The organism is Arthrobacter sp. ISL-48 (assembly GCF_018613805.1).
GTDB lineage: Bacteria > Actinomycetota > Actinomycetes > Actinomycetales > Micrococcaceae > Arthrobacter.
This window is the reverse complement of the sequence record NZ_JAGGPL010000004.1, coordinates 60,647-82,602: the sequence shown is the minus strand read 5'-3', so window position 1 is coordinate 82,602 and position 21,956 is coordinate 60,647. Positions and strand designations below refer to the sequence as shown.

18 protein-coding genes and 1 pseudogene are annotated in these 21,956 nt (G+C 65.7%); 8 read left to right on the top strand and 11 right to left on the bottom strand.

The genetic code is table 11. The features are described from left to right. Position 1: 1 nt before the first annotated feature. Positions 2 to 1,318: a phosphoribosylamine--glycine ligase gene (gene purD / locus J7E83_RS09235; protein ID WP_214961422.1), complete on the bottom strand. Its 1,317-nt coding sequence runs from the start codon at positions 1,316 to 1,318 to the stop codon at positions 2 to 4. A 139-nt stretch (positions 1,319 to 1,457) separates the two neighbouring features. Here purD and J7E83_RS09230 point away from each other — a divergent pair, with 139 nt between their 5' ends. Genes J7E83_RS09230 through J7E83_RS09220 form a run of 3 tightly spaced genes read left to right on the top strand, consistent with a single transcriptional unit; the run spans position 1,458 to position 4,509 of the window. Beyond that, positions 1,458 to 3,035, top strand: coding sequence for a molybdopterin-dependent oxidoreductase (locus J7E83_RS09230; protein ID WP_214961288.1), 1,578 nt, complete (start codon positions 1,458 to 1,460; stop codon positions 3,033 to 3,035). A gap of 36 nt (positions 3,036 to 3,071) precedes the next feature. Then, positions 3,072 to 4,088, top strand: a complete 1,017-nt coding sequence (locus J7E83_RS09225; protein ID WP_214961286.1) for an asparaginase — start codon at positions 3,072 to 3,074, stop codon at positions 4,086 to 4,088. Between the two features lie 43 nt (positions 4,089 to 4,131). Next, on the top strand, positions 4,132 to 4,509 hold the full coding sequence (locus tag J7E83_RS09220) for a sterol carrier family protein (protein WP_214961285.1): 378 nt from the start codon (positions 4,132 to 4,134) through the stop codon (positions 4,507 to 4,509). On the opposite strand, the gene J7E83_RS09215 is transcribed toward J7E83_RS09220, so the two are convergent. The 3 genes and pseudogenes from J7E83_RS09215 to J7E83_RS09205 form a co-directional block, all read right to left on the bottom strand. Beyond that, complete coding sequence (locus J7E83_RS09215; RefSeq protein WP_214961283.1) at positions 4,506 to 5,177, bottom strand: Pr6Pr family membrane protein; 672 nt, start codon at positions 5,175 to 5,177, stop codon at positions 4,506 to 4,508. The genes J7E83_RS09220 and J7E83_RS09215 overlap by 4 nt on opposite strands. Positions 5,178 to 5,268: 91 nt before the next feature. Next, positions 5,269 to 6,407 (bottom strand): annotated as a pseudogene (locus tag J7E83_RS09210) (cation:dicarboxylate symporter family transporter). Positions 6,408 to 6,530: 123 nt separating this feature from the next. After that, positions 6,531 to 7,292, bottom strand: coding sequence for an SDR family oxidoreductase (locus J7E83_RS09205; RefSeq protein ID WP_214961281.1), 762 nt, complete (start codon positions 7,290 to 7,292; stop codon positions 6,531 to 6,533). A gap of 171 nt (positions 7,293 to 7,463) precedes the next feature. Here J7E83_RS09205 and nboR point away from each other — a divergent pair, with 171 nt between their 5' ends. Next, positions 7,464 to 8,087, top strand: coding sequence for a nicotine blue oxidoreductase (gene nboR / locus J7E83_RS09200; RefSeq protein ID WP_214961279.1), 624 nt, complete (start codon positions 7,464 to 7,466; stop codon positions 8,085 to 8,087). A gap of 9 nt (positions 8,088 to 8,096) precedes the next feature. On the opposite strand, the gene J7E83_RS09195 is transcribed toward nboR, so the two are convergent. The 6 genes from J7E83_RS09195 to J7E83_RS09170 form a co-directional block, all read right to left on the bottom strand. After that, positions 8,097 to 9,077: an aldo/keto reductase gene (locus tag J7E83_RS09195; RefSeq protein WP_214961277.1), complete on the bottom strand. Its 981-nt coding sequence runs from the start codon at positions 9,075 to 9,077 to the stop codon at positions 8,097 to 8,099. Between the two features lie 78 nt (positions 9,078 to 9,155). After that, positions 9,156 to 11,972: a molybdopterin-dependent oxidoreductase gene (locus J7E83_RS09190; protein ID WP_214961275.1), complete on the bottom strand. Its 2,817-nt coding sequence runs from the start codon at positions 11,970 to 11,972 to the stop codon at positions 9,156 to 9,158. A 2-nt stretch (positions 11,973 to 11,974) separates the two neighbouring features. After that, positions 11,975 to 12,910: an FAD binding domain-containing protein gene (locus J7E83_RS09185; RefSeq protein WP_214961268.1), complete on the bottom strand. Its 936-nt coding sequence runs from the start codon at positions 12,908 to 12,910 to the stop codon at positions 11,975 to 11,977. After that, positions 12,901 to 14,115 (bottom strand): XdhC family protein, encoded by a 1,215-nt coding sequence (locus J7E83_RS09180; protein WP_214961266.1) that lies wholly within the window; start codon positions 14,113 to 14,115, stop codon positions 12,901 to 12,903. Before J7E83_RS09180 ends, J7E83_RS09185 begins: the two co-directional genes overlap by 10 nt. 52 nt (positions 14,116 to 14,167) lie before the next feature. Beyond that, entirely contained in the window at positions 14,168 to 15,670 is a 1,503-nt protein-coding gene (locus J7E83_RS09175) for an NCS2 family permease (protein ID WP_214961420.1), read from the bottom strand. Between the two features lie 15 nt (positions 15,671 to 15,685). After that, positions 15,686 to 16,180 carry a nucleoside deaminase gene (locus J7E83_RS09170; RefSeq protein ID WP_214961264.1) on the bottom strand — a complete coding sequence of 165 codons (495 nt, stop codon included), beginning with the start codon at positions 16,178 to 16,180 and terminating at the stop codon, positions 15,686 to 15,688. Between the two features lie 352 nt (positions 16,181 to 16,532). Between J7E83_RS09170 and J7E83_RS09165 the strand changes: the two genes are divergently transcribed. The 4 genes from J7E83_RS09165 (at position 16,533) to J7E83_RS09150 (ending at position 21,105) form a co-directional block, all read left to right on the top strand. After that, complete coding sequence (locus J7E83_RS09165; protein ID WP_214961261.1) at positions 16,533 to 16,970, top strand: CBS domain-containing protein; 438 nt, start codon at positions 16,533 to 16,535, stop codon at positions 16,968 to 16,970. A gap of 123 nt (positions 16,971 to 17,093) precedes the next feature. Further along, positions 17,094 to 18,338: a non-homologous end-joining DNA ligase gene (ligD, locus tag J7E83_RS09160; protein WP_214961259.1), complete on the top strand. Its 1,245-nt coding sequence runs from the start codon at positions 17,094 to 17,096 to the stop codon at positions 18,336 to 18,338. 270 nt (positions 18,339 to 18,608) lie between these two features. Next, positions 18,609 to 19,517 (top strand): factor-independent urate hydroxylase, encoded by a 909-nt coding sequence (gene pucL / locus J7E83_RS09155; RefSeq protein WP_214961257.1) that lies wholly within the window; start codon positions 18,609 to 18,611, stop codon positions 19,515 to 19,517. Positions 19,518 to 19,596: 79 nt separating this feature from the next. Then, a complete protein-coding gene (locus J7E83_RS09150; RefSeq protein WP_214961255.1) occupies positions 19,597 to 21,105 on the top strand; it encodes a nucleobase:cation symporter-2 family protein in 1,509 nt (502 codons plus the stop codon). Positions 21,106 to 21,190: 85 nt separating this feature from the next. Here the strand turns inward: J7E83_RS09150 and J7E83_RS09145 are convergent, their stop codons facing one another. Beyond that, the gene (locus tag J7E83_RS09145; protein ID WP_214961253.1) at positions 21,191 to 21,946 is read right to left on the bottom strand and encodes an IclR family transcriptional regulator; all 756 of its coding nucleotides are present in this window, start codon (positions 21,944 to 21,946) and stop codon (positions 21,191 to 21,193) included. Positions 21,947 to 21,956: the final 10 nt, after the last annotated feature.

The following is a 21,956-nucleotide window of genomic DNA, read 5'->3' as shown; positions in this document are numbered from 1 at the left end:
GCTATGCCTTCGTCTTCGTCACGGGCAGCGATGCTGTTGCGCTGGATGACACCTTGATCTCACCGCGGGCCGCCTTGCCCCCGATGTCCGTTCGGAACTGGGAGCCTTCCAGCTGGACCAGCTCCACGCCGTCGTACGCCCTTTCGCGTGCTTCAACGAGGTCACTGCCGAGGGCAACCACGGCGAGCACGCGGCCACCGGCAGAGACCACCTTCCCTTCGTCGTCGAACGCGGTGCCCGCGTGGATCACGTGCACCCCCTCCAGCTCATCCACCTTCTTGAGCCCACGGATACGGTCGCCGATGCGCGGCGCATCCGGGTAGTTTTCGGACGCGACGACGACGGCGACAGCCGTTTCCTTTGACCAGCGCAGCTCCTCTGCCTGGTCCAGTTCGCCTTTGGCGGCTGCCAGCAGCAGCGCACCGAGTGGTGTCTTGAGGCGGGCCAGCACGGCCTGGGTTTCGGGATCGCCGAACCGGACGTTGAACTCGATGACGCGGGTTCCGCGGGAGGTCAGGGCGAGGCCGACGAACAGCACACCCACGAACGGAGTGCCGCGGCGGGCCATTTCGTTGATGGTGGGCTGGGCCACGCGGTCGATGACTTCCTGGACCAGGCCCTCGGGAGCCCATTCCAGTGGTGTGTAGGCGCCCATGCCACCGGTGTTGGGCCCTTCGTCGTTGTCGAAGATGCGCTTGAAGTCCTGGGCCGGGGAGAGCGCCACCGTGTTGCGCCCATCGCACAGGACGAAGACCGAGACTTCGGGTCCATCCAGGAATTCCTCGATCACCACGGTGCCGCCTGCCTCAAAGCACGCCTGGGCATGCGCCAAGGCTTCCTCGCGGTCGTTGGTGACTACAACGCCCTTGCCTGCCGCCAGGCCGTCGTCCTTCACCACGAAGGGCGCGCCGAAGGTGTCCAGCGCCGAGGCCGCTTCCTCCGCGTTGGCGGCCACCATGGCCATGGCGGTGGGCACGCCTGCTTCAGCCATGATTTCCTTGGCGAATGCCTTGGAGGCCTCCAACTGGGCTGCCGCCTTGCTGGGCCCGAACACCGGGATGCCGGCTTCGCGAACGGCGTCGGCCACGCCCGCGGCGAGGGGAGCCTCGGGGCCCACAACCACCAGGTCCGCGGTCAGCCTGGTGGCCAGGGCCGCCACGGCCTCTGGATCATTGCCGTTGATGTCGTGGATGGGGACCAGCTTGCTGATGCCGGCGTTGCCGGGGGCTGCGTGGACCTCGGACACGTTGGGGTCGGCGAGCAGGGAGCGGACAATGGCGTGTTCGCGGCCTCCGGGGCCGATGACGAGTACCTTCACAGTCACCAAGGGTACTTTGTGCACCCGGCTGGCTCCTAAGCTGCGTCTCCGTCTCCCGGACGGGACCCTTTGCGGGTCGGCAAACGTTCCACGGACCATCCGCAACAATCCACCGTGGCCGCCGCTACGAACCAGTGGCATGAAGAAGCTCATGAACTGGCTCAAGGGGCCCACCGCCATGGCCGCGCTTGCCGGCGTGATGGCTGCCGCCGTCGTACTTTCCGTTGCGGAGCTGATCGGGGCCTTCTTTACGGCGCGGGCCACTCCCCTGATCGCCCTGGGGTCCACGTTCATCGACTTCACGCCGCCGTGGATGAAGGACTTTGCCATCGCCACGTTCGGCACCAATGACAAGGCCGCACTATTCGCTGGCATGGGCCTGACCATCCTCGTGCTGGCCTGCGTGCTGGGCGTTGTTGCCTACCGCAGGTGGGCGCTGGGGGTGGCCGGTGTGCTGCTGATGGGCGCGGTGATCGTGGCCAGCGTGGTGACGCGGGCCAGCGTCAAGCCGGTGGATGCCATCCCTACCCTGGCGGGCACGCTGGCCGGGCTGGTGGTGCTGCGGCTCCTGATCTCCCCGCTGTGGAGACTGAACCACTGGCCGGATGCCCCGTCCGACACGGCCGCCAAAGAGCCAGGGCGTCCCGCCACCAGCCGGCGCAGGTTCTTCGCCGCGGCCGGTATCACGGCTGCGGTCGCCGGAATCGCCGCCACCGGCGGCCGCCTCCTGGGTGCCGCCCGGAGCAACATCGCCCAGGCCAGGGAGGCTTTGCAGCTACCTGCCCCGGTGAGAATGGCCGCGGCCGTGCCCGCCGGAGTGCAGTCCCCGGTGGCCGGCGTCGCGCCCTGGGTGACTCCCAACGGCGATTTCTACCGCATTGATACCGCGCTGAGCGTGCCCGAGATCGATGCCAAGGACTGGGAACTGCGGGTCCACGGCCTCGTTGAGCAGGAGGTCCGCCTGACGTTCCAGGACCTGCTCGACGCCGACCTCATCGAATCCCACGTGACCCTCACCTGTGTCTCCAATCCGGTGGGCGGAAACCTCGCCGGAAACGCCAGGTGGCTGGGGCTGCCCATCCGCGAAGTCCTCAAGCGGGCGCGTCCCCGCGACGGCGCGGATATGGTGCTTTCGACGTCTGTGGACGGCTTCAGCGCCTCCACGCCACTGGAGGTCCTGCAGGATGACCGGGACGCCATCCTGGCAATTGCTATGAACGGCGAGCCGCTACCGTTGGAACACGGCTATCCCGTACGCATGGTCGTGCCGGGGCTGTACGGCTTCGTCTCGGCCACCAAGTGGGTGGTGGACCTTGAGGTGACCCGCTTCGCTGACAGCAAGGCCTACTGGACGCAGCGCGGATGGTCCGAGCGCGGGCCCATCAAGACCATGGCACGGGTAGAGGTACCCAAATCCTTCGCCAGGGTGCGGGCCGGACGAATGACCATCGGCGGCACGGCGTGGGCCCAGACCCGCGGCATCACCAAGGTCGAAGTCCAGATCGACAACGGCGGATGGGCCGAGGCCGTGCTGTCCGCCGAGGCGTCCCTGATCACGTGGCGGCAATGGTCCTTCGACTGGGAAGCTACCCCCGGGCCGCACTACGTCAGGGCCCGCGCCACCGACGGAACCGGCGAGGTGCAGACCGACGAGCGCGCCGATCCAGTCCCCGACGGCGCCTCCGGCTGGCAGTCCGTCATGGTCACCGTGGAGTAGCCGGGGATTCCCGTTCCCGGCCCCTAGACTGGCATCATGCCGCACAACCCCCATGCCACCTTTACCGTGGATTCCGCCGTCGAACTGGCTGTGGTGGAACGCAGCGGTTTTGTCGAGTCCCGACACATCGGCTCGGCAGTGGTTTTGGCGGCGGACGGCACGGTGGTCACCGAACTGGGAGACGTCGCTACCCCCATCTACGCCCGGTCCGCGCTCAAGCCACTGCAGGCCCTGGCCTCGATGCAGTCCGGCGTCCCCTTGCGTGGCGCTCAAGTGGCCCTTGCCTGCGCCAGCCATGTGGGCTCCCTGGACCACATGGACGTGGTGGAGGGGATGCTCAAGGCTGCGGGAGTACGGGAGGACCAGCTCCAGTGCCCGGTTGCGTGGCCGCAGGATGAGACAGCCCGGAACTGGCTGGTCCGCTCGGAACGCGGCAAGTCCAAGCTCGCCTTCAACTGCTCCGGCAAGCACGCCGCCTTCCTCTGGGCCTGCACGGAAAACGGCTGGGACACCCACAGCTATCTCGAGCCCAACCACCCGCTGCAGCAGCGCGTCCGCAGCGTGATCGAGGAATACGCCGGCGAACAGATCGCACACCTGGGCATCGACGGCTGCGGCGCCCCGGTGGCCGCAATTTCGCTCACCGGGCTGGCCCGCGCCTTTTCGCTGCTGGCCAAGGCTCCCGGGGACAGGAACTCCAACGCCCGTGCCGCCACTATCGCCACCTCCATGCTCGACTACCCCTGGGCGGTTCAGGGCAGCGGCGAGGCCAACACCATTGTGATGGACGAGCTGGAGATCATCGCCAAGATCGGGGCGGAGGGAGTGCTGGTGATGGCCACCCCGCAGGGCGTATCCGTGGCTGTCAAGATGCTCGACGGTAACCTCCGCGCCACCTCCCTGGTGGGGCTGACCCTCCTGGCGGCGGCCGGAGCGGTGGACATTCCGGGCGTCTCCAGTGTTCTGGAAAAAGTGGTTGAGCCGGTGCTGGGCGGCGGGCGGCCGGTTGGCAAGATCCGGCTGGGCCCGGCAGTGTCCGCACTGCTCGACTGACCTGGTTCCTGCTGCAAACCCATTCTGAAGGGAGGCCTGACGCATGGCCGTAGCCCGCCGTCGTATTGGTATCGAAGAAGGCACGGCGGCACTGGCCGCCTGGCAGGAAGCCGCCAGCCCGCCGTCGGATGTTCCCGTCCCGCGCAGCGTCACCGCCACTGCGGTGCGGTACACGCTGGAAGAGGTCACCGCGCGCGCCCCCGGCAACTCCGTGGAAGTACGGGTGCCGCCATTCGGCGTCACCCAATGTGTGGAGGGGCCACGCCACACCCGCGGAACTCCCCCAAACGTCATTGAGTGCGACGCCGGCACCTGGCTGGCGATGGTCACCGGTCAGTTGAGCTGGGCAGACGCCGTGGCGGCCGGCCGGGTGGCAGCGTCCGGACTGCGCGCCGACCTCTCCGGACTCCTGCCGCTCTAAGCTTTTTCGATCAAGGCTGTTGGCCGCGCAGTGTCGGCCACGGTGGCCGGGTGCGGGACCGTGTTCTGGAGTTTGGTGGAAAGGGCCGCCAACACGGCAAAGACAAACGCCGCCAGTGCAACCAGGAGGGACATGATGGTCACTGTGCCGTAGCCGTCGACGCGCGGATCCAGGAAAGGGTACGGGTACCAGTCCACGATGGGTCCGCGGACCAGGCTATAGGCCAGGTATAGGAGCGGAAACCCGAGCCACAGCAAGGACACCTTGATGGGGATCCGCGTCTTGGGCAAGTCCACCAGCCAGTCGATGACGATGACTGTGGGCACCGTGTAGTGCAGTACCACGTTGATCCAGGGGATGGGAGTGTTGACGTCGATATCGCTCAACAGCAGGCTGTACGTGATTCCGGTGATGGTCATGTACACGGTGGCAGCACCCCGGAGGAGTTCCAGCCAGCGCGGACTTTCGCCCTTCCAGGCGAACCAGCCTGCAATTCCCAGGGTGACAAATGCGATGATGTTGGACTCGATGGTGAAGTAGCTGAAGTAATTCCCGGCCTTGGCGCCAGGCACGTTCTGCATCAGATGCATGAACTGGAACAGCACCGCCATGAACCCCAGCAGCGCGAACCATAAACGGAAAAGTGCAAGTCCCCTGTTTGCAGTCATGAGCCGATCCTAGGCTATGGGCGCACTGCCGTGGCAGCACGACGCACGGAACCCCGCCCTCTGCCAGGACGGGGTTCCAAGGGGCGGGAACCTACTCGCGCGGTGCCGGTCCCGGGGCCGCTTCCGGCAAGGAAACGTGGGCGGGCCTGCTCATCTGGAATTCTGGGATGTCGTTCGGGGTGGGTCCGCCCCGGAACTTGGGGGAAGGTTCCTGCCCGCCGCTGATTCGTTCCAGCTCCTGGTCTTCGAAGTCATCTTCAACGCCGAGCATGATTGCGGAATCGTGGTTGGTGATTTCGCCCCGGAAGGCCCTGACCATCACACTGCGGTCGAACTGGCCCTCCCATTTGGACACCACGAAGGTGGCCACGCAGTTGCCCAGGAGGTTCACCACCACGCGCATCGAGTCCATCAGGCGGTCCGCACCCAGCAGCAGGGCGACGCCGGCAACCGGGAAAATACCGAGTGCTGCGGCTGTTGCGGACAGGGCCAGGAACGAGGAGCCGGGAACGCCGGCCATGCCTTTGGACGTCAGGAGCAACACACCGAGTGCCGCCAGTTGCTGGCCAAGGTCAAGATTGTGGCCGAAGGCCTGGGCGAGGAAGAGCAGCGAGATCGACAGGAAATGAGCTCAAGGACGGTCTCCATGAGGCTGATGACGGGCGTACAGCGCGCACGGCCGACCACGACTATGGCGGAGCCGAAAAACACCGAGAAGAAGAGGACCTGCAGCAGGCTGTTGTTCGCAAAGGCACCGATGACGCTGGTGGGAATGATGTCCAGGATAAAGTGGGCCGCGTCCTTGGGCGGAGTGGTGCCCGTTTTCGCGGTGAGGGCTTCCTGGGACAGGGTGCTGGGATCGATGTTCAGTCCGGCACCGGGCTGAACAATGTTGCCCACGACCAGCCCGAAGACCAGGGCGAAAAGGGTGGCCGCTGTGAAGTACAGGAGTGCCTTGACGCCTACCCTTCCGACCGCCTTGACGTCGCCTACGGCCGAAATGCCCGTGACAATCACGAGGAAAATAAGCGGCGCAATGATCATCTTGATGAGCTGGATGAATCCATCGCCCAGCGGCCTCAACTGGGAGCCAAGGTCCGGCCAGAAATGTCCGATCAGGACACCTGCAACGACGGCGATCAGAATTTGGAAGAAGAGCGACCTATACAGGGGCTTCTTCTTCAGCGGCGCCGAACTCGCCTTCAGCGCCGCGGAATCTGGGATCTTCATTGATCTGTACCTATCAATCGGGAACAGCCCCGGAGATCGGGGTCTTTTTCAAAAGTAACCCCGGTCACTTCTTTCCGCAAGAGGGAATTGCATTTCCATATTGCGGAATCTGAACGTCATCGTTCAGCCGCGTCCAATGAACGGCATCCCGGCGGCCGTGACCACCAGCGAACCGACACTGGCCGATGCGGGCATGTTGGCCATGAGTAATACGGCCCGTGCAGCATCCTCCACGGGAAACATGGGTTCAACGCGACGGCTCCCGTCCGCCTGGAGCGCGCCGGAGCCCACGCCGATTGCATCCATTATTTCCGTTGCCGTGTTGCCGATGTCGATCTGCCCGCACGTAATCCCAAAGGCCCGGCCATCCAGCTCAATACTCCTGGTCAGTCCGGTCATCGCATGCTTGGTGACGGTGTAAGCCACGGTCCGCGGCCGTGGCGAATGGGCTGAAATGGAACCGTTGTTGATGATCCGCCCGCCCTGCGGATCCTGCGCCTTCATGGCCCGTGCCGCGGCAGCAGCACAGAGCATGGAGCCGGTGAGATTGACGGCCACCGTGGCGTTCCAATCCTCCAGGCTAATCTCGTCCACGGAGGCCGCCGGGCCAAAGATCCCCGCATTGTTGAAGAGCACGTCCACCCTCCCCCACCGCTCAAGGACGGCAGTGAAAAGGCGCTCGACGTCGTCCGGCTGCGTGACATCGCACGGCACCGCGAGCGCAGCCGGATGACCGTCCGCTGATTCGAGCAGTTGAGGCCCGCGGCGCCCCGCAAGCGCAACCCGGTAGCCGTCGGCGAGCATCAGGCGGGAAACGGCCCTGCCGATGCCCGAGCCAGCCCCCGTGACCACTGCCACTCGTGCGTTTTCCTTCTTGCTGGTCACTGACGCTCCTTTGATATGCAGTCACAATCGGATGGTAGCCACAGCCTAGCGAATCTCGAGTTGCAAGATACTTTTCTCGCAATATGGAAACCATGGCCTGAGTTCCAGGCGCGGCAGTGTCCGTGCCGGATATTGCTGCGACCCGCCGCATCGTATGGATAGTGTGTGCCTATGGGGAACGGGAGCCAGGCCAGGACCACGGGTATCCTGCTTGCCGCCGGTGCGGGGACCCGTCTGGGCATGGGACCGAAGGCTTTGCTGCCGTACCGCGGCCGACCGCTGATCGAAGCCGTTGCCGACGCCCTGCTGGAAGGGGGCTGCCGCGAGGTGGTCGTGGTGCTCGGCGCGGGGGCCGCGGACGTCAGTGCCACCGCCAACCTGGACCGCTACCGGACCGTGGTGAACCGGGATTGGCCCTCCGGGATGGGGAGTTCGTACCTGCTGGGCTCCTCGTCTGCAGATCCGGCGGACCATCTCCTGATGGCCCTTGTGGACCAGCCGGGGCTCACGGCAGGCACCGTCGGACGACTGCTGAGCGCCCACCGGCCGGGCAGGATCACGGCCGCCGCGTACGACGACGGCGGTCAGTCCGGAACGCTGCGGCGCGGGCATCCCTTGTTGATCGACGTCACCCTTCGGGCCGCGGTAGGCAGCACCGTACATGGCGATGCCGGCGCGCGTCTGTTCCTCCAGGCCCACCCGGAGCTCGTGGACGAGGTGGATTGCAGCGACCAGTCCACGGGCGAGGATGTCGACACGCCGGAGCAGCTGTACCTGCTGCGGCAGCGTCCGTAGGGTATCGCGTTACCAGCGCGGGTGGATGGACTCGCGGAAGTAGTGGTCGTAGATCCACCGTACGCCGGCGTCGAACTCCTCGTTGAGGACAACATCGGCGGCGGCAGCGTTCGCCCGGGCCTGGTCGACGTTCCGGGCGCCGGGGATCACTGAGGTGACACCGTCCTGCGCGGCGATCCAGGCGATGGCCGCCTGTGCGGTGCCGGTTCCGGCCGGCACCAGCTGCTCGAACTCAGCCACGGCCTTTAGGCCCAGCTCGTAGTCCACGCCGGAGAACGTCTCCCCGACGTCGAACGCGGAGCCGGTGCGGTTGAAGTTGCGGTGGTCGTTTTCGGCGAAGGACGTGTCCTTGGAGTACTTGCCGGAGAGCAGGCCGGAGGCGAGCGGCACCCGGGCGATGATGCCCACGTTGGCGGCCTTTGCGGCGGGAAGGACCTCGTCCAGCGGCTTGAGCCTGAAGGCGTTGAGGATGATCTGGACGGAAGCGGTGCCCTCATGGCGGATCGCTTCGAGCGCCTCGTCGGTGCGCTCCACGCTCACGCCGTAGTTGCGGATGGCGCCCTCGGACACCAGGGTGTCCAGTGCGTCGTACACTTCTGCGCTGCTGTAGACGGCGGTGGGCGGGCAATGCAGCTGGACGAGGTCGAGGCAGTCCGTGCCGAGGTTGTGCCGGGAGCGGTCCACCCACTGGAGGAAGTTGGCCAGATTGTAGTTCTCCGGCAGCTGCTCCAGCTGGCGCCCCATCTTGGTGGCCACGGTGATGTCCAGCCCGGGGTTGTCCTTCAGGAACCTGCCGATGGCCTGCTCGCTGCGTCCGTCGCCGTAGACGTCGGCGGTGTCAAAGAGCGTGACGCCGGCTTCCACGGAGGCGGCAAGGATCTCCCGGGCCTGGGCCTGGTCCACGTTGCCCCAGTCAGCGCCGAGCTGCCAGGTTCCCAGCCCCACGATGGAGACGTTCCGTCCGGTCTTGCCTAATTTGCGCTGTTCCATTCCTCGACTATATGCAACGCGGAGGCGGATCCGGCCCATCCCAGGCACGAACATGTGCGCCAAGTGACCCGCGTTGCATCAGGAGGCGGCGTTCTTGAGGCCAAGGTAGATCTTGTCCCGGGCCATGGGCAGCTCCGCGAAGCGCACCCCGGTGGCATTCCGGATGGCATTCGCCAGCGCCGGCGCCACCGGGTTGAAAGGGCTCTCGCTCATCGACTTAGCACCAAGCGGCCCCAGTTTGTCGCTTGTCTCCGCGAAGTACACCTCACTGCGCGGCACGTCCGCGAAGGTGGGGATGTGATACTGCCGGAGGATGTCGGTGGTGACCCGGCCGGCGTCGTCCACCACCACTTCCTCATACAGCGCGGCACCCAGCGCCTGCGCGATGCCGCCCTCGATCTGGCCACGGCACTGCCGCGGATTGACCACCACGCCGGCATCCGCCGCCTGGACACTCTGCAGGATCCGCAGCTCCCCCGTGCCGCGGTTCACCGCCACCCGGAAGCCGTGCACGTTGAACGCCACGGACCGAGGCGTCCCGCCCCAGCGCCCTTCGGCGGCAAGTTCGACGCCGGCGTCCGCGGCCGCCTGAGCCAGTTCCGTCAGCGGCACCGGTGTTCCCTCACAGACCACGGAGTCTCCGTCGAGGACGCAGCCGGAGGACTGGATCTGCCGGATCCCGGCGGCGAAGGCCCGGATCCGGACAGCGAGCTCCTCGGCGGCCGCGAGCGTCGCTTTCCCGGCCACCACGGTTCCCGCCGACCCGAACGCGCCGGTATCGTGCTCGATCAGGTCCGTGTCCGACTGCCGCACGGCAACCCGTGATGCCGCCGTCGACAACGCTGTGGCAGCGAGCTGGGCATGCACGGTGGTGGTGCCGTTGCCGAACTCGGCCGTGCCGACGTCGGCCTGGTATCTTCCGTCCGGCAAGAGCCGGAGCTTCGAATGCGCAAAGTGGCCGCGCGGCGGCACGGTGGCGATCATGGACAGTGCGGTGCCCTCGCCGGTGGCCCAGTCCGGTCCCAGGTCGTCGAGCCCGGCGGCGCGGTACCGTTCGCGGCCCCGTTCCAGGGCGTCCCGGACAAGCCGGGTGCACTGGTCCAGCCCATAGCTGCCGTACTGGACGTCCTCCTCCGGTTCCGGGTGGGTGGACAGCATGTGGTCGCCCTCGCGGACCATGTTCCGCCGGCGGAACTCCAGCGGATCCATCCCGATCCCGATTGCCAGCTCTTCCATGGCGGACTCAATGGCGAAGATCATCTGGCTCAGACCGTAGCCGCGGAATGCCCCCGAGGGCACGGTGTTGGTATAGACGGCGCGTGCGTCCACCTTCTTGTTGGCGCAGTTGTACACGCCCAGCGATTCGCCGCAGCCGTGAAACATCACGCCCGGTCCATGGTTGCCGTAGGCGCCGGTGTTAGTCGTAACATCCAGCTCAAGCGCGGTCAGCCTGCCGTCCGAGGTGGTGCCGGCCTTAAGCCCGATGGTGAAGGGGTGCCTGACAGTGGTGGCCGTGAACTGCTCGGTCCGGGTCAACTCGAGCTGGACGGGGCGGCCCAGCGTCAGGGCTGCGAGCGCCACGATGTCCTCCGTGAGCACTTCCTGTTTGCCGCCGAATCCGCCGCCAACCCGCCCGGCCACCACATGGACCTGCTCTTCCGGCAGCCCGAAGACCCGGCAGAGGGTGCGCCGGACCAGGAACGGAACCTGGCTGGACGTGCGCACCTGCAGCCGGCCGCGGCTGTCAACGGACGCGATCGATGCATGGGTTTCAAGTGCCACATGCTGAACGCGCTGGGTGCGGTAGGTCTGTCCGTGGATGAAGTCCGCTGCCGCGAAGCCGTCCTCCACGCTTCCCAGTTCGGAGTGCAGCTCGGCCACGATGTTCCTGTCCGGACTGACAATCCTGAATGCCCGGCCGTCTTTGTCCCCGTGCACCAGCGGGGCCCCCGGGAGGATGGCATCCTGCGGAGTGAACACTGCGGGCAGCTCCTGGTACTTCACCTCGAGGGCACGGACGCCGGCTTCCGCCGCGCCCACCGATTCCGCCACCACGGCGGCGACCCGCTGTCCGACAAACCGCACCACATCGTCCAGGACCCGGGTGTCATCCGGATCGTCCGTGTACAGCTCGTGCTGCGCCGTCGAGAACAGCTGGGTGGGGGCGTCCTGGTGGGTGAACACGGCCACCACGCCGGGAACCTCGAGGGCGGCCTCCTTGTTGATGGACAGGACCCGGGCGTGCGCGTGCGGCGAGCGGAGAAGTTTCAGGTGCAGCAGCCCTTGGAGCTGTTCGGCAGGAACATCCAGCGTGTACCGGGCAGTGCCGGTGACCACGGCGCGGCTGGCAGGGGCCGCGACATCATCACCGAGTTGCCCGGGGCGTGGTTCCGGCTGGCCCTCCCCTGCGATGCCTGATCCGGGGCCGGCCGGATCAGGACGGCCCGGACGCCCGCAAACAGAGTCCTCAATGGCCCGGTAGCCCGTACAGCGGCAGAGGTTGCCCTTGAGGTTGCGGGGCAGGTTGGCCTTCTGGTCGTCAGTGAACGTGGCCGCAGTCATCAGCATCCCGGCCGTGCAGAACCCGCATTGGAATCCCTGCCGCTCCAGGAACCGCTGCTGGATCGGGTGAAGTGGTTCATCAGGGCCCCCGGCTGTTCCGGCGGTCGCGGCCAGGCCCTCGATGGTGGTGACCGTGCGCCCTTCTGCGCGGACCGCCGGGTAGATGCAGCTGTGCACCGGCACACCGTCCACGTGGACCGTGCATGCTCCGCAATCGCCGCCGTCGCACCCTTTCTTGACGCCGAGGTTGCCCTGCTCGCGGAGGAATGTCCGCAGGCACTGGCCGGGTCGAGGCGCTGCCTCGGCCGGGAGGCCATTAATGTCGATGGTCATCCTTAAGCCTCTTCCTGCGGTTCACTGCTGTGCTGTAGCGATGCCTGGCGTGGTGCCGGCGGCCAGAAATCGCCGGAGACCTCCCCGGGAATCGTCCCCTCATGTGCGGCGAGCTCCGCCCGGATCTCCTCGGCGAGACGATACGTCATGTCCCGCCGCCAGGCCGGCAGCCCATGGATGTCGTCGTGATAAAGGGTGCCAGGGATCGCTTTGTCCAGCGCGGCCGCCAACCCGGCGGCATCCGGGAGGTGCTCAAAGCGCAGCTGCACAGGCCGCTTCGTCGAGGCGGTAACGGTCAGGACCAGGGAGTCGCCGCCGTCGAGCCTTCCAACCAGCAGCACGCCGGACCGGCCCAGGTTGCTCAGCGAGAGGCGGCGGAAAGCCACCCGGGAGGCAAGGGCCGACGCCGGGAGGTGGACGCTGCGCAGCAGCTCGCCCGGTGCCATGCAATTTTTACCGTCCCCGGTGACGAACTCGGCCACCGGTACCGTGCGGCTGGTGCCACCCGGTCCAAGGATGGTGGCAACCCCGTCGAGACCGGCGCAGAGAGAAATGACGGGCCCGGCAGGCAGCGAGGTGCAGAGGTTGCCGCCCACCGTGGACATGTTCCAGACCTTGAAGGACGCCACGAAGGAATCGCTGCACGGCCGGACCAGGTTCAGTCCGGGCCAGCCCGGACGGCGGGACGCCAGGGTGTCGGGGAGGGCATAAAGGTCAGCGATGGTGCAGGTGGCCGCCAGGTCGATCCCTGCACCGGTGTCCGTCACCGCTTGCCAGCCTGCCGAGCCCAGGTCCAGCAGGCGCTTCAGTGGCTCGGCACCGAAAGCATAGCTACCGTAGGAAAACAGGACGGTGCCGCCTGCCAGCCAAGCATCACCTTCACGCCAGTCGGCCGGGTCCGTGGTACTGACCACGTCCTCGATGGTGTTCATGTCCATACGATCTCCTGATGGATAGGTCCTGAGGTGTCCCGAAGCGGGGAGTGGGACGCGGCCGGGTTGCGCGCCGCAATGATCTCCGCGGTGATGGAGACCGCCACCTCTGCAGGAGTCACAGCGCCGAGGTCCAGTCCAAGGGGGGAATGAAGCGTCTCAATCCGCTCAGGACGAACGCCGGCCTCGAGAAGGGCATCGACGCGCTGGAGGTGGCTGCGCCGGGATCCCAAGGCGCCAACGAAGGCGACATCCACCGCCAGGGCAGCTTCCAGCAAGGGGAGGTCGAACTTTGGGTCATGCGTGAGGACACACAGCACGGTCCGGGAATCCAGCCGTCCGGCTCCCGCCTCTGCCGCCAGGTACCGGTGCGGCCAGTCCACCACCACTTCATGGGCCGAGTTGAAGCGCTCCTGCAACGCGAAGGCCGGCCGGGCATCCACGAGGGTCACGTGGTAACCAAGAAGCCTCGCGGCCGGCAGCAGTGCGGCACTGAAATCGTTCGCGCCAAAAACCAGCATGCGGGGAGCCGGGAGCCGGCTCTCGACCAGCAGGGTGATGGGTTCTTCGCCCACGCATGCGCCGTCGGGCGCGAGACGCACCAGCCCGGTCCGTCCGCCATGCAGCAGCGGTTCAAGCTGGGCGGCGGCCGCCAGCATTGCCGCCGGCCCGGGGCCATGGGGGCGAAAGCGGGGGTCCACGCTGGAATCCAGGTCCAGCCCCAAAAGCCGGGCAATATCGGCGGAGCCAGCCACGGTGAACGTGGCCGGGTCCGCCACGGCCACCATGCCAGAACCGTAGGAGTCGACCCGGCGGACCAGGGCCAGGGGCACGCCCGCCTCAGCGGAAGCCAGCCGCGGGAGTCCGGTCACGGACGGCGACCGGCTCCCCTCCGGACCAAAAGGTTCGATGTGCACGTCCAGCTCACCGCCGCAGGTGAGCCCGACGGCGAAGGCGTCGGCCGTGCTGAAGCCGAACCTTTCACGGCGGATGCCGCCGTCGTCCATGGACTCCAGGGCGGCCGCCACCACGGCACCTTCCACACAGCCGCCGGACAGGCTGCCCAGGACGGAGCCTGACTCGGAGACCAGCATGGAGGTCCCCACCGGCCGGGGCACCGAGCCAGTCGCAGACACGATGGTGGCAATGGCGCACCGTTGGCCGGTGGCGGCCGGCGCCCAGTCGCCGAGCGAAGGCATGAGGTCCAGCATGGCGGCGCTCCCTTTCTTCCGTCGCGGCAGTGAATTCCCTGTTGTCCGAATATTATGCGCCGAGCAGCACGTTGATCGGACCGCGGGCGAAGTACACCAGGAACCCGGCGCTCACCACCCACATGAGCGGGTGGATCTTCTTCGCCTTCCCAGACGCCGCTCCGATGATGGCCCAGGAAACGAAGCCTGCTCCGATGCCGTTGGCGATCGAGTAGCTCAGGGGCATGGTGACGATCGTGAGGAAGGCGGGCAGGGCCACAGAGAACTTGCTGAACTTGATCTCGCGGACCTGCGCCATCATCATCGCGCCCACCACCACAAGGGCAGCCGCCGCGACTTCCAGCGGAACCACGCTGGTGAGCGGGGTGAGGAACATGGAACCAAGGAACAGCACGCCGGTGACCACGGATGCCAGTCCGGTGCGTGCGCCCTCCCCGATTCCTGCGGCGGAGTCTATGTACACCGTGTTGGAGGATCCCGAGGTGGCGCCGCCGGCCACGGCACCCAGTCCTTCCACAATGAAGGCCGCCTTGAGCCGGGGAAAGGTGCCGTCCTTGTGTGCCACGCGTGCGCTCTTGGCCAGCCCGGTCATGGTGCCCATGGCGTCGAAGAAGTTGGTGAAGACCAGTGTGAACACCAGCATGGTGGCGGCGAGTCCGCCGATCCTGCCGAAGGCTCCGAACATGTCGAAGTGGCCTACCAGTCCCAGGTCCGGGGCCGAGACGAGCTGCCCTGACAGGACAGGGGTGTTCAGGTGCCAGCCGCCTGGGTTGGTGGCGCTGGCCGGGCCGATCTTCATGGCCGCTTCCACCAGGGCGGCCAGCACCGTGGTGGCCACGATGCCGATCAGCAGGCCGCCCTGGACCTTCCGCGCCACCAGGATACCCATGGCCAGCAGGCCAACCACGAACACGAGCGTGGGAAGTGAGGTGATGGACCCGTCGTTGCCCAGCTGCACCGGCGGACCACCCGCCGTCGGCCGGATGAAGCCCGAGTCCACAAAGCCGATGAACGCGATGAACAGGCCGATGCCAACGGTGATCGCCGCCTTGAGCTCCTTGGGAACAGCCCGGAAGATGGCGGTGCGTGCGCCGGTGATCCCAAACAGCACGATCAGTACGCCGTTGATCACCACCAGCCCCATAGCCTCGGGCCACGTGACTTCGTGGATCACAGAGACGGCCAGGAACGAGTTGATTCCCAGCCCGGCGGCCAGGCCGAATGGAAGGTTTGCGACCACCCCGAAGAGAATGGTCATCACGCCGGCGGTCAGTCCTGTGACCGCGCCGATCTGGGCGGCGGACAGCCAGCCGCCCGCGACGTCTGTAGGCGCATTGTCCGCGCTGAAGCCGCCAAGGATCAGCGGGTTCAGGATCACGATGTAGGCCATGGTGAAGAACGTGACCAGCCCGCCGCGGAACTCGCGGGCGAGGGTGGAGCCGCGTTCGGTGATCTGGAAGAACCGGTCAAGCGCAGCGTTCGACGCCGGTGGCTTGGGTTTGCGTGCGGTGTTCGGAGCCGAATGCTCCTCGTGGGATTGGTCCAGGATGGTCATGTCAGCCACCGGGTCCTAGTAGTCAATCCTGGATTCGAGCGTGTTCCATGTGTTGAAGGGCTCCAGCGGCGCAGGGGCCTGCGGCCCACCCAGTTCCAGCTTGGAGACCGGCATCAGGGAGTCCCGGTCCTGGTTCTCGAAGTATTCGTAAAAGACGGCGTCGTCGAAACCGACGGACGCTGCGTCGTGACGGTCCGCGGCGAAGACAACCCGCTCCACCCGGGCCCAGAGGGCGGAGGCCAGGCACATGGGGCATGGCTCGCAGCTCGTGTAGAGGACGGCACCGCTGAGATCGAAGGTGCCCAGCTCACGGCAGGCGGCCCGGATGGCGGTTACCTCGGCGTGGGCGGTGGGGTCATTGTCCGCAGTGACCCGGTTGACGCCGTCGAACGTCCGTCCGTCCGGCGTCACGATCATGGCCCCGAAGGGGCCGCCGCTGTTCAGGACGTTGGCCGTTGCCAGCTGGATGGATCTGGCCAAATACTGTTCGGCCGTGACGGTGGTACTCATGATGCGACTCCCTTTGCTTGGAAGCCGGTACCGTTGCGGGACCAGAAGAACCAGATGCGACGGTTACCAGGCTTCAGCATGTGCTGTGAAGGTTAAGTTGCGCCTGGTAGATAGCTTCCCGAAGCCCGGGTGCCCGCCTTTGGCAAGATCGAGATTAGCACCGGAATGTGGGCCGCGCCATACTTTTCTGGAAATTAGTTTTCGCAATGTGAAATCTATGTTTCCGGGTCTTAACCCTTTCGACGAGAGTTTCAGCGAGCCTAGTCACGGCCTTACCCCGGGCGTAGGCTGGCAGCATCGGCGCCGTAGCCGAGGGCCCCCGGCGTCGAACCCAACCGATAAAGGAGGACTGATGAGCGTCGTACGTGAATTCATGACCACCAACGCCCAGTGCGTCAAGGAAGACCAGACGCTGCAGGAAGCAGCGGCAATGATGCGCGACCTTGACTGTGGGTCGCTGCCTATCTGCGGCAGCGACGGCAAACTCAAGGGATTCATCACAGACCGCGACATCGTGGTCAGGTGCGTTGCCGAGAATATGGACCCCAGGGAAGTCAGGGCCATGGATCTGGCCCAGGGCACCCCGCACTGGATCGATGCCGATGCCAACATTGACGAGGCTATCGCCATGATGGAGAACTACCAGGTCAGGCGCCTGCCTGTCATCGCCGACCACAAGCTGGTGGGCATCATCAGCCAGGGCGACATCGCACGCAACTACTCGGAAGCGCGCGTCGGCGAACTGGTGGAACACATTTCGGCCAAGACGCGTATGGGCAACATGGCGTAGAACCGACTGCAACCAACCCAGGCGCCACGGAATATCCGCGGCGCTTGTCGTTTGCCCCATGCCGCTTTAGGTTGCAGCACGGCTGGTCTGGCTGCGACATCCGATCATTGCTAGCGTGGCTGCATGAATCCGTCGAAGACGCCGGCCGAGATCCTCAACATCTCCGGCACCGAGGTCCGCATCTCGAGTCCGGACAAGGTGGTGTTTCCGGAGTCCGGGCTGACGAAGCTCGACCTGGTGCGGTACTACGTCGCCGTCGCGGACGGCGCGCTGCGGGGCGCGGGCGGCCGGCCGATGGTGCTTAAGCGCTTCCCTAAGGGCATCGACGCTGAGCCGTTCTTTCAGAAGCGCGTGCCTGAAAACCATCCCGACTTCATCGATACGACAACGCTCCACTACGCGTCGGGGACGTCGGCCGAGGAGGCCGTCATCCGCGACGCCGCCGGCCTGGCGTGGGTGGTGAACCTTGGATGCCTGGACCTCAACCCGCATCCTGTGCGCGCCGAGGATCTCGAGCACCCCGACGAGCTCCGCGTGGACCTCGATCCCATGCCGGGAGTGGACTGGTCCCAGATCGTCGACGTCGCGTATGTGGCACAGGAAGTCCTCGACGACGTCGGACTCGTGGGGTGGCCGAAGACGAGCGGATCGCGGGGACTGCACATCCTGGTGCGCATCGCGCCGCAGTGGTCCTACCGTGATGTGCGGCTGGCTGCCGAGACCCTCGCCCGGGAGGTGGAAAACCGCGCTCCAGGACTCGCCACCGCTCGGTGGTGGAAGGAGGAGCGCGGCGAGAGCGTGTTCGTCGATTTCAACCAGAACGCGAAGGACCGCACCGTGGCATCGGCGTACTCCGTGCGCGCCCTGCCCGACGCCCGGGTTTCGACGCCGCTCACCTGGGACGAGGTCCGCTCCGCCCGGCCGGAACAATTCACAGTGCCTACGGTGCTCAACCGGTTTGCGGACATCGGCGACCCTCACGCGGGCATCGACGACACACTCGGGTCGCTGGAGGGACTTCTCGCCCTCGCTGGAGAACTCGGCCCCGCCGAGAAGGCGCCGCGCGGGGTTGATGGCTCGGGCCGCCGGCAGTCGGTCATGCCGCTCATCGAGGTAGCGCGCACCAAGAGCAAGCCCGAGGCCCTCGCGGCGCTCGACGAGTGGAAGACCCGGCATGCGGACCTCGTCACCGCCCTGCATCCAGCCGATGTGCTCGTGGACGGGATGCGCGGATCGAGCTCACTCTGGTACAGGGTCCGGGTGAACCTGCAGCACGTTGCCGAAGCGGAACGTCCGCCGCAGGAGGAGCTGATCGCCGACTACGACCCCTGGGCGGGCAAGGAATGGCCAGGGCGCCAGCGGTCCTGACGTCGGCGCCCGCGCATCCGCCTGAGCTCGCAGTCACAAAGCTGTTTTTCATCTTGTGATGTACACCACCGCAATGCTGGGCTACGCTTGGACTCAATTCGTGGCCTAGGTCACGTAACCTGGGAGCAGCAGGCAGGGTTGTAATGAGCTGGCATCAATGGATGCCGGCTCTTTTTTGTTGGGTCGGCTCCACCGGAAATGCGTTCGAAACGGGCGCTTAATTTCGATGATGGAGCCTTGGTTCCACTTACCGGAAGTTGGGAACAGACCATGAACAACAAGATCGTCCTCGGCCACAACCAGTACGGCAAAGCCGAAGTCCGGGTCGTCAAAATCACCCGGGACACCGACCGCCACGAGATCGAGGACCTGAACGTCACGTCGCAGCTGCGCGGTGACTTTGAGGCGGCCCACCTCGAAGGCGACAACAGCCACGTCGTGGCCACAGACACCCAGAAGAACACCATCTACGCGTTTGCGCGGGAAGGCGTCGGTTCACCCGAGGCCTTCCTGCTCCGCCTCGGCGAGCACTTCGTGTCCAGCTTCGACTGGGTGGCTGGCGGCCGCTGGGAGGCCGAATCCTACAGCTGGGACCGCATCCAGGCCCACGGCGCGGAGCACGACCACTCCTTCGTGCGCAACGGCCAGGAAGTCCGCACGGCAGTCCTGGTGCGCGACGGCGCCACGGCCCACCTCATCTCCGGACTCAAAGACCTGACGGTCCTAAAGTCCACGCAATCCGGTTTTGTGGGGTACCCGAAGGACAAATTCACGACGCTCCCGGAAACGACGGACCGCATCCTGGCCACCGACGTCTCCGCCCGCTGGCGCTACAAGACCGGCACCGATTTCGGCACTCTGGACTTCAACAAGAGCTACGACGACGTCAAGGGCCTCCTGCTTGAAGGCTTTACGGAGAAGTACTCCCACGCCCTGCAGCAGACCCTGTTCGACATGGGCGCCAAGGTCCTGGAAGCCCACAGTGAGATCGACGAGATTAAATTCTCCATGCCTAACAAGCACCACTTCCTCGTGGACCTCTCGCCGTTCGGCCTCGACAACCCCAACGAGGTCTTCTTCGCAGCCGACCGTCCGTACGGGCTGATCGAGGCCACCGTCCAGCGCGAAGGCACTGTGGGTGCGGACGCCGCATGGTCCGGCATCGCGGGCTTCTGCTAAAACCCCACCAGCTCCCGAAGAGTTAGCCAGACCACGTTAGCCAGACAATGACGTCTGCCATGAACCAGGAAAGTCTGCCGTGAACCTCAAGAAAAAACAGTCCACCGTGGCCACCAAAACCGGCCGCAAGCCATCCAACCGCCCCGAAGACCAGCGCCTCTCCATCGGCAGTAGCTTCGCCTATGGATTCCAGCACGTCCTCACCATGTACGGCGGCATCATCGCTCCGCCGCTCATTATCGGCGCAGCTGCCGGCATGTCTTCCCAGGACATCGGCCTGCTGATCGCCGCCTGCCTCTTTGTGGGCGGCCTGGCCACCATCCTCCAGACCGTCGGCATCCCGTTCTTTGGCTCCAAGCTACCCCTCGTCCAGGGCGTCTCCTTCGCCGGAGTTTCCACCATGGTGGCGATCGTCCACGGCGGCGGAGGCATCCAGTCGGTTTTCGGGTCCGTGATCGCAGCCTCGCTGATCGGCCTGGCCATCACGCCGCTGTTCGCCAAGATCATCCGGTTCTTCCCGCCCGTCGTGACCGGAACGGTGATCACCACCATCGGCCTGACCCTGATGCCGGTAGCTGCAAACTGGGCGATGGGCGGCAACAGCAAGGCCCCGAACTACGGCAGTGTGGCGAACATCGGCCTCGCCGCCGCCACCATGGGAATTGTGCTGCTCCTGAGCAAGCTCGGAAACGCGGCCGTCTCGAGGCTTTCGATCCTGCTCGCCATGGTCATAGGCACGGCCATTGCCTTCGTGACAGGAATGGCTGACTTCTCGAAGGTGGGCCAGGGGGAAATTGTCGCCTTTCCCACTCCCTTCGCCTTCGGTCCGCCTACCTTCGAGATCGCAGCAGTCATCTCCATGCTCATCGTGATCCTGGTGACCCTGACCGAGACGTCGGCGGATATCATCGCCGTGGGCGAGATCGTGGGCACCAAGGTGGATTCAAAGCGGATCGGCGATGGCCTGCGCGCCGACATGCTCTCCAGCGCCATCTCACCGCTCTTCAACTCATTCACGCAGAGTGCCTTCGCGCAGAACGTCGGCCTCGTGGCCATCACCGGCATCAAGAGCCGCTTTGTGGTCAGCGCCGGAGGCGTGATCCTGGTGGTCCTGGGGCTGCTGCCGGTTCTTGGCCGGGTGGTCGCGGCGGTGCCGACTCCCGTCCTGGGCGGTGCCGGCGTCGTACTCTTTGGAACGGTTGCAGCCAGCGGCATCAGGACGCTGTCCAAGGTGGAATACCGGAACAACATGAACCTGATCATCGTGGCCGCGTCGATCGGCTTCGGCATGATCCCCATCGCAGCGCCGTCGTTCTACGATCAGTTCCCGTCCTGGTTCGGCACGATTTTCCACTCGGGCATCAGCTCGGCCGCCGTCATGGCCATCCTGCTGAACCTGCTGTTCAACCACCTCAAGGCCGGGAACTCGGAGAACCAGTCCGTCTTTGTGGCCGGCACCGGACGGGTGGTCCGCGAGGAGGACCTGCGGTGCCTGGCCGACGGCGACCGCTACGAGGGCGGCAGGCTGATCGACTGCGACGGCAAGGAAGTCCCGGTGCAGTCAGCCAGCAACACCACCGAGCACTAGCCCCTTCCCTCGCGCGAACTGGCAGCTAATGCCCTCTAACCTGAAATTTGAGGGCATTAGCTGCCGGTTCGCGCGGGGATGGGGGTCAGTTGCGGTTGAGCTCGTCCGAGATCGCCTGGGCCGCTTCACGCAGCAGCGGGACGGCACGCTCGCCGAAAGACTGGTCAACGCGGGACACCGGGCCGGAGACGGAAATCGCCGTGGGCGTGGGGGCGTCGGGCACGGCCATGGCGAAGCACCGGACACCGAGTTCCTGCTCCTCCTCGTCAATCGAATAGCCGCGTTCCCGGATCCGGCCCAGGTCAGCCAGCAGGGATTCGATATCGCCGATGCTCTTGGACGTAGGGGTTGGCATGCCGGTGCGGCCCACGATGCCGCGGACCGCCTCGTCGTCGAGCTGGGCCAGGATGGCTTTGCCCACCCCGGTGTCATGGGTATGGGCGCGGCGTCCCACCTCGGTGAACATACGCATGGAATGAAGGGAGGGCACCTGGGCCACATAGATAACCATGTCGGAATCGAGCACGGCCATGTTGGACGTCTCCCCCAGCCGGTCCACCAAGGACTTGAGCTGGGGGCGGGCTACCGCACCGAGCTGCTTGTTGGCACCCTCGCCCAACCGGATCAGCCGGGGGCCGAGGGCGTAGCGGCGGTTTGGCAGCTGGCGGATATACCCCAGGGTAACCAGGGTTCGCAGAAGCCGGTGGATGGTGGGCAGCGGAAGGTCTGTGGAGGAGGAGAGTTCGCTGAGCGTGACGTCTCCGCCGGCATCAGTAATCAGTTCCAAGAGTTCAAAGACGCGCTCCACGGACTGCACGCCCCCGGGGCCTTTTTCAGCCATGTACCAGTCT

Excerpts from the sequence above, each read along its gene's own strand:
- J7E83_RS09230 (WP_214961288.1), top strand. The coding sequence starts at position 1,458 with ATGAAGAAGCTCATGAACTGGCTCAAGGGGCCCACCGCCATGGCCGCG.
- J7E83_RS09225 (WP_214961286.1), top strand. The coding sequence starts at position 3,072 with ATGCCGCACAACCCCCATGCCACCTTTACCGTGGATTCCGCCGTCGAA.
- J7E83_RS09220 (WP_214961285.1), top strand. The coding sequence starts at position 4,132 with ATGGCCGTAGCCCGCCGTCGTATTGGTATCGAAGAAGGCACGGCGGCA.
- J7E83_RS09215 (WP_214961283.1), bottom strand. The coding sequence starts at position 5,177 with ATGACTGCAAACAGGGGACTTGCACTTTTCCGTTTATGGTTCGCGCTG.
- nboR (WP_214961279.1), top strand. The coding sequence starts at position 7,464 with ATGGGGAACGGGAGCCAGGCCAGGACCACGGGTATCCTGCTTGCCGCC.
- J7E83_RS09195 (WP_214961277.1), bottom strand. The coding sequence starts at position 9,077 with ATGGAACAGCGCAAATTAGGCAAGACCGGACGGAACGTCTCCATCGTG.
- J7E83_RS09190 (WP_214961275.1), bottom strand. The coding sequence starts at position 11,972 with ATGACCATCGACATTAATGGCCTCCCGGCCGAGGCAGCGCCTCGACCC.
- J7E83_RS09185 (WP_214961268.1), bottom strand. The coding sequence starts at position 12,910 with ATGGACATGAACACCATCGAGGACGTGGTCAGTACCACGGACCCGGCC.
- J7E83_RS09180 (WP_214961266.1), bottom strand. The coding sequence starts at position 14,115 with ATGCTGGACCTCATGCCTTCGCTCGGCGACTGGGCGCCGGCCGCCACC.
- J7E83_RS09175 (WP_214961420.1), bottom strand. The coding sequence starts at position 15,670 with ATGACCATCCTGGACCAATCCCACGAGGAGCATTCGGCTCCGAACACC.
- J7E83_RS09170 (WP_214961264.1), bottom strand. The coding sequence starts at position 16,180 with ATGAGTACCACCGTCACGGCCGAACAGTATTTGGCCAGATCCATCCAG.
- J7E83_RS09165 (WP_214961261.1), top strand. The coding sequence starts at position 16,533 with ATGAGCGTCGTACGTGAATTCATGACCACCAACGCCCAGTGCGTCAAG.
- ligD (WP_214961259.1), top strand. The coding sequence starts at position 17,094 with ATGAATCCGTCGAAGACGCCGGCCGAGATCCTCAACATCTCCGGCACC.
- pucL (WP_214961257.1), top strand. The coding sequence starts at position 18,609 with ATGAACAACAAGATCGTCCTCGGCCACAACCAGTACGGCAAAGCCGAA.
- J7E83_RS09145 (WP_214961253.1), bottom strand. The coding sequence starts at position 21,946 with ATGGCTGAAAAAGGCCCCGGGGGCGTGCAGTCCGTGGAGCGCGTCTTT.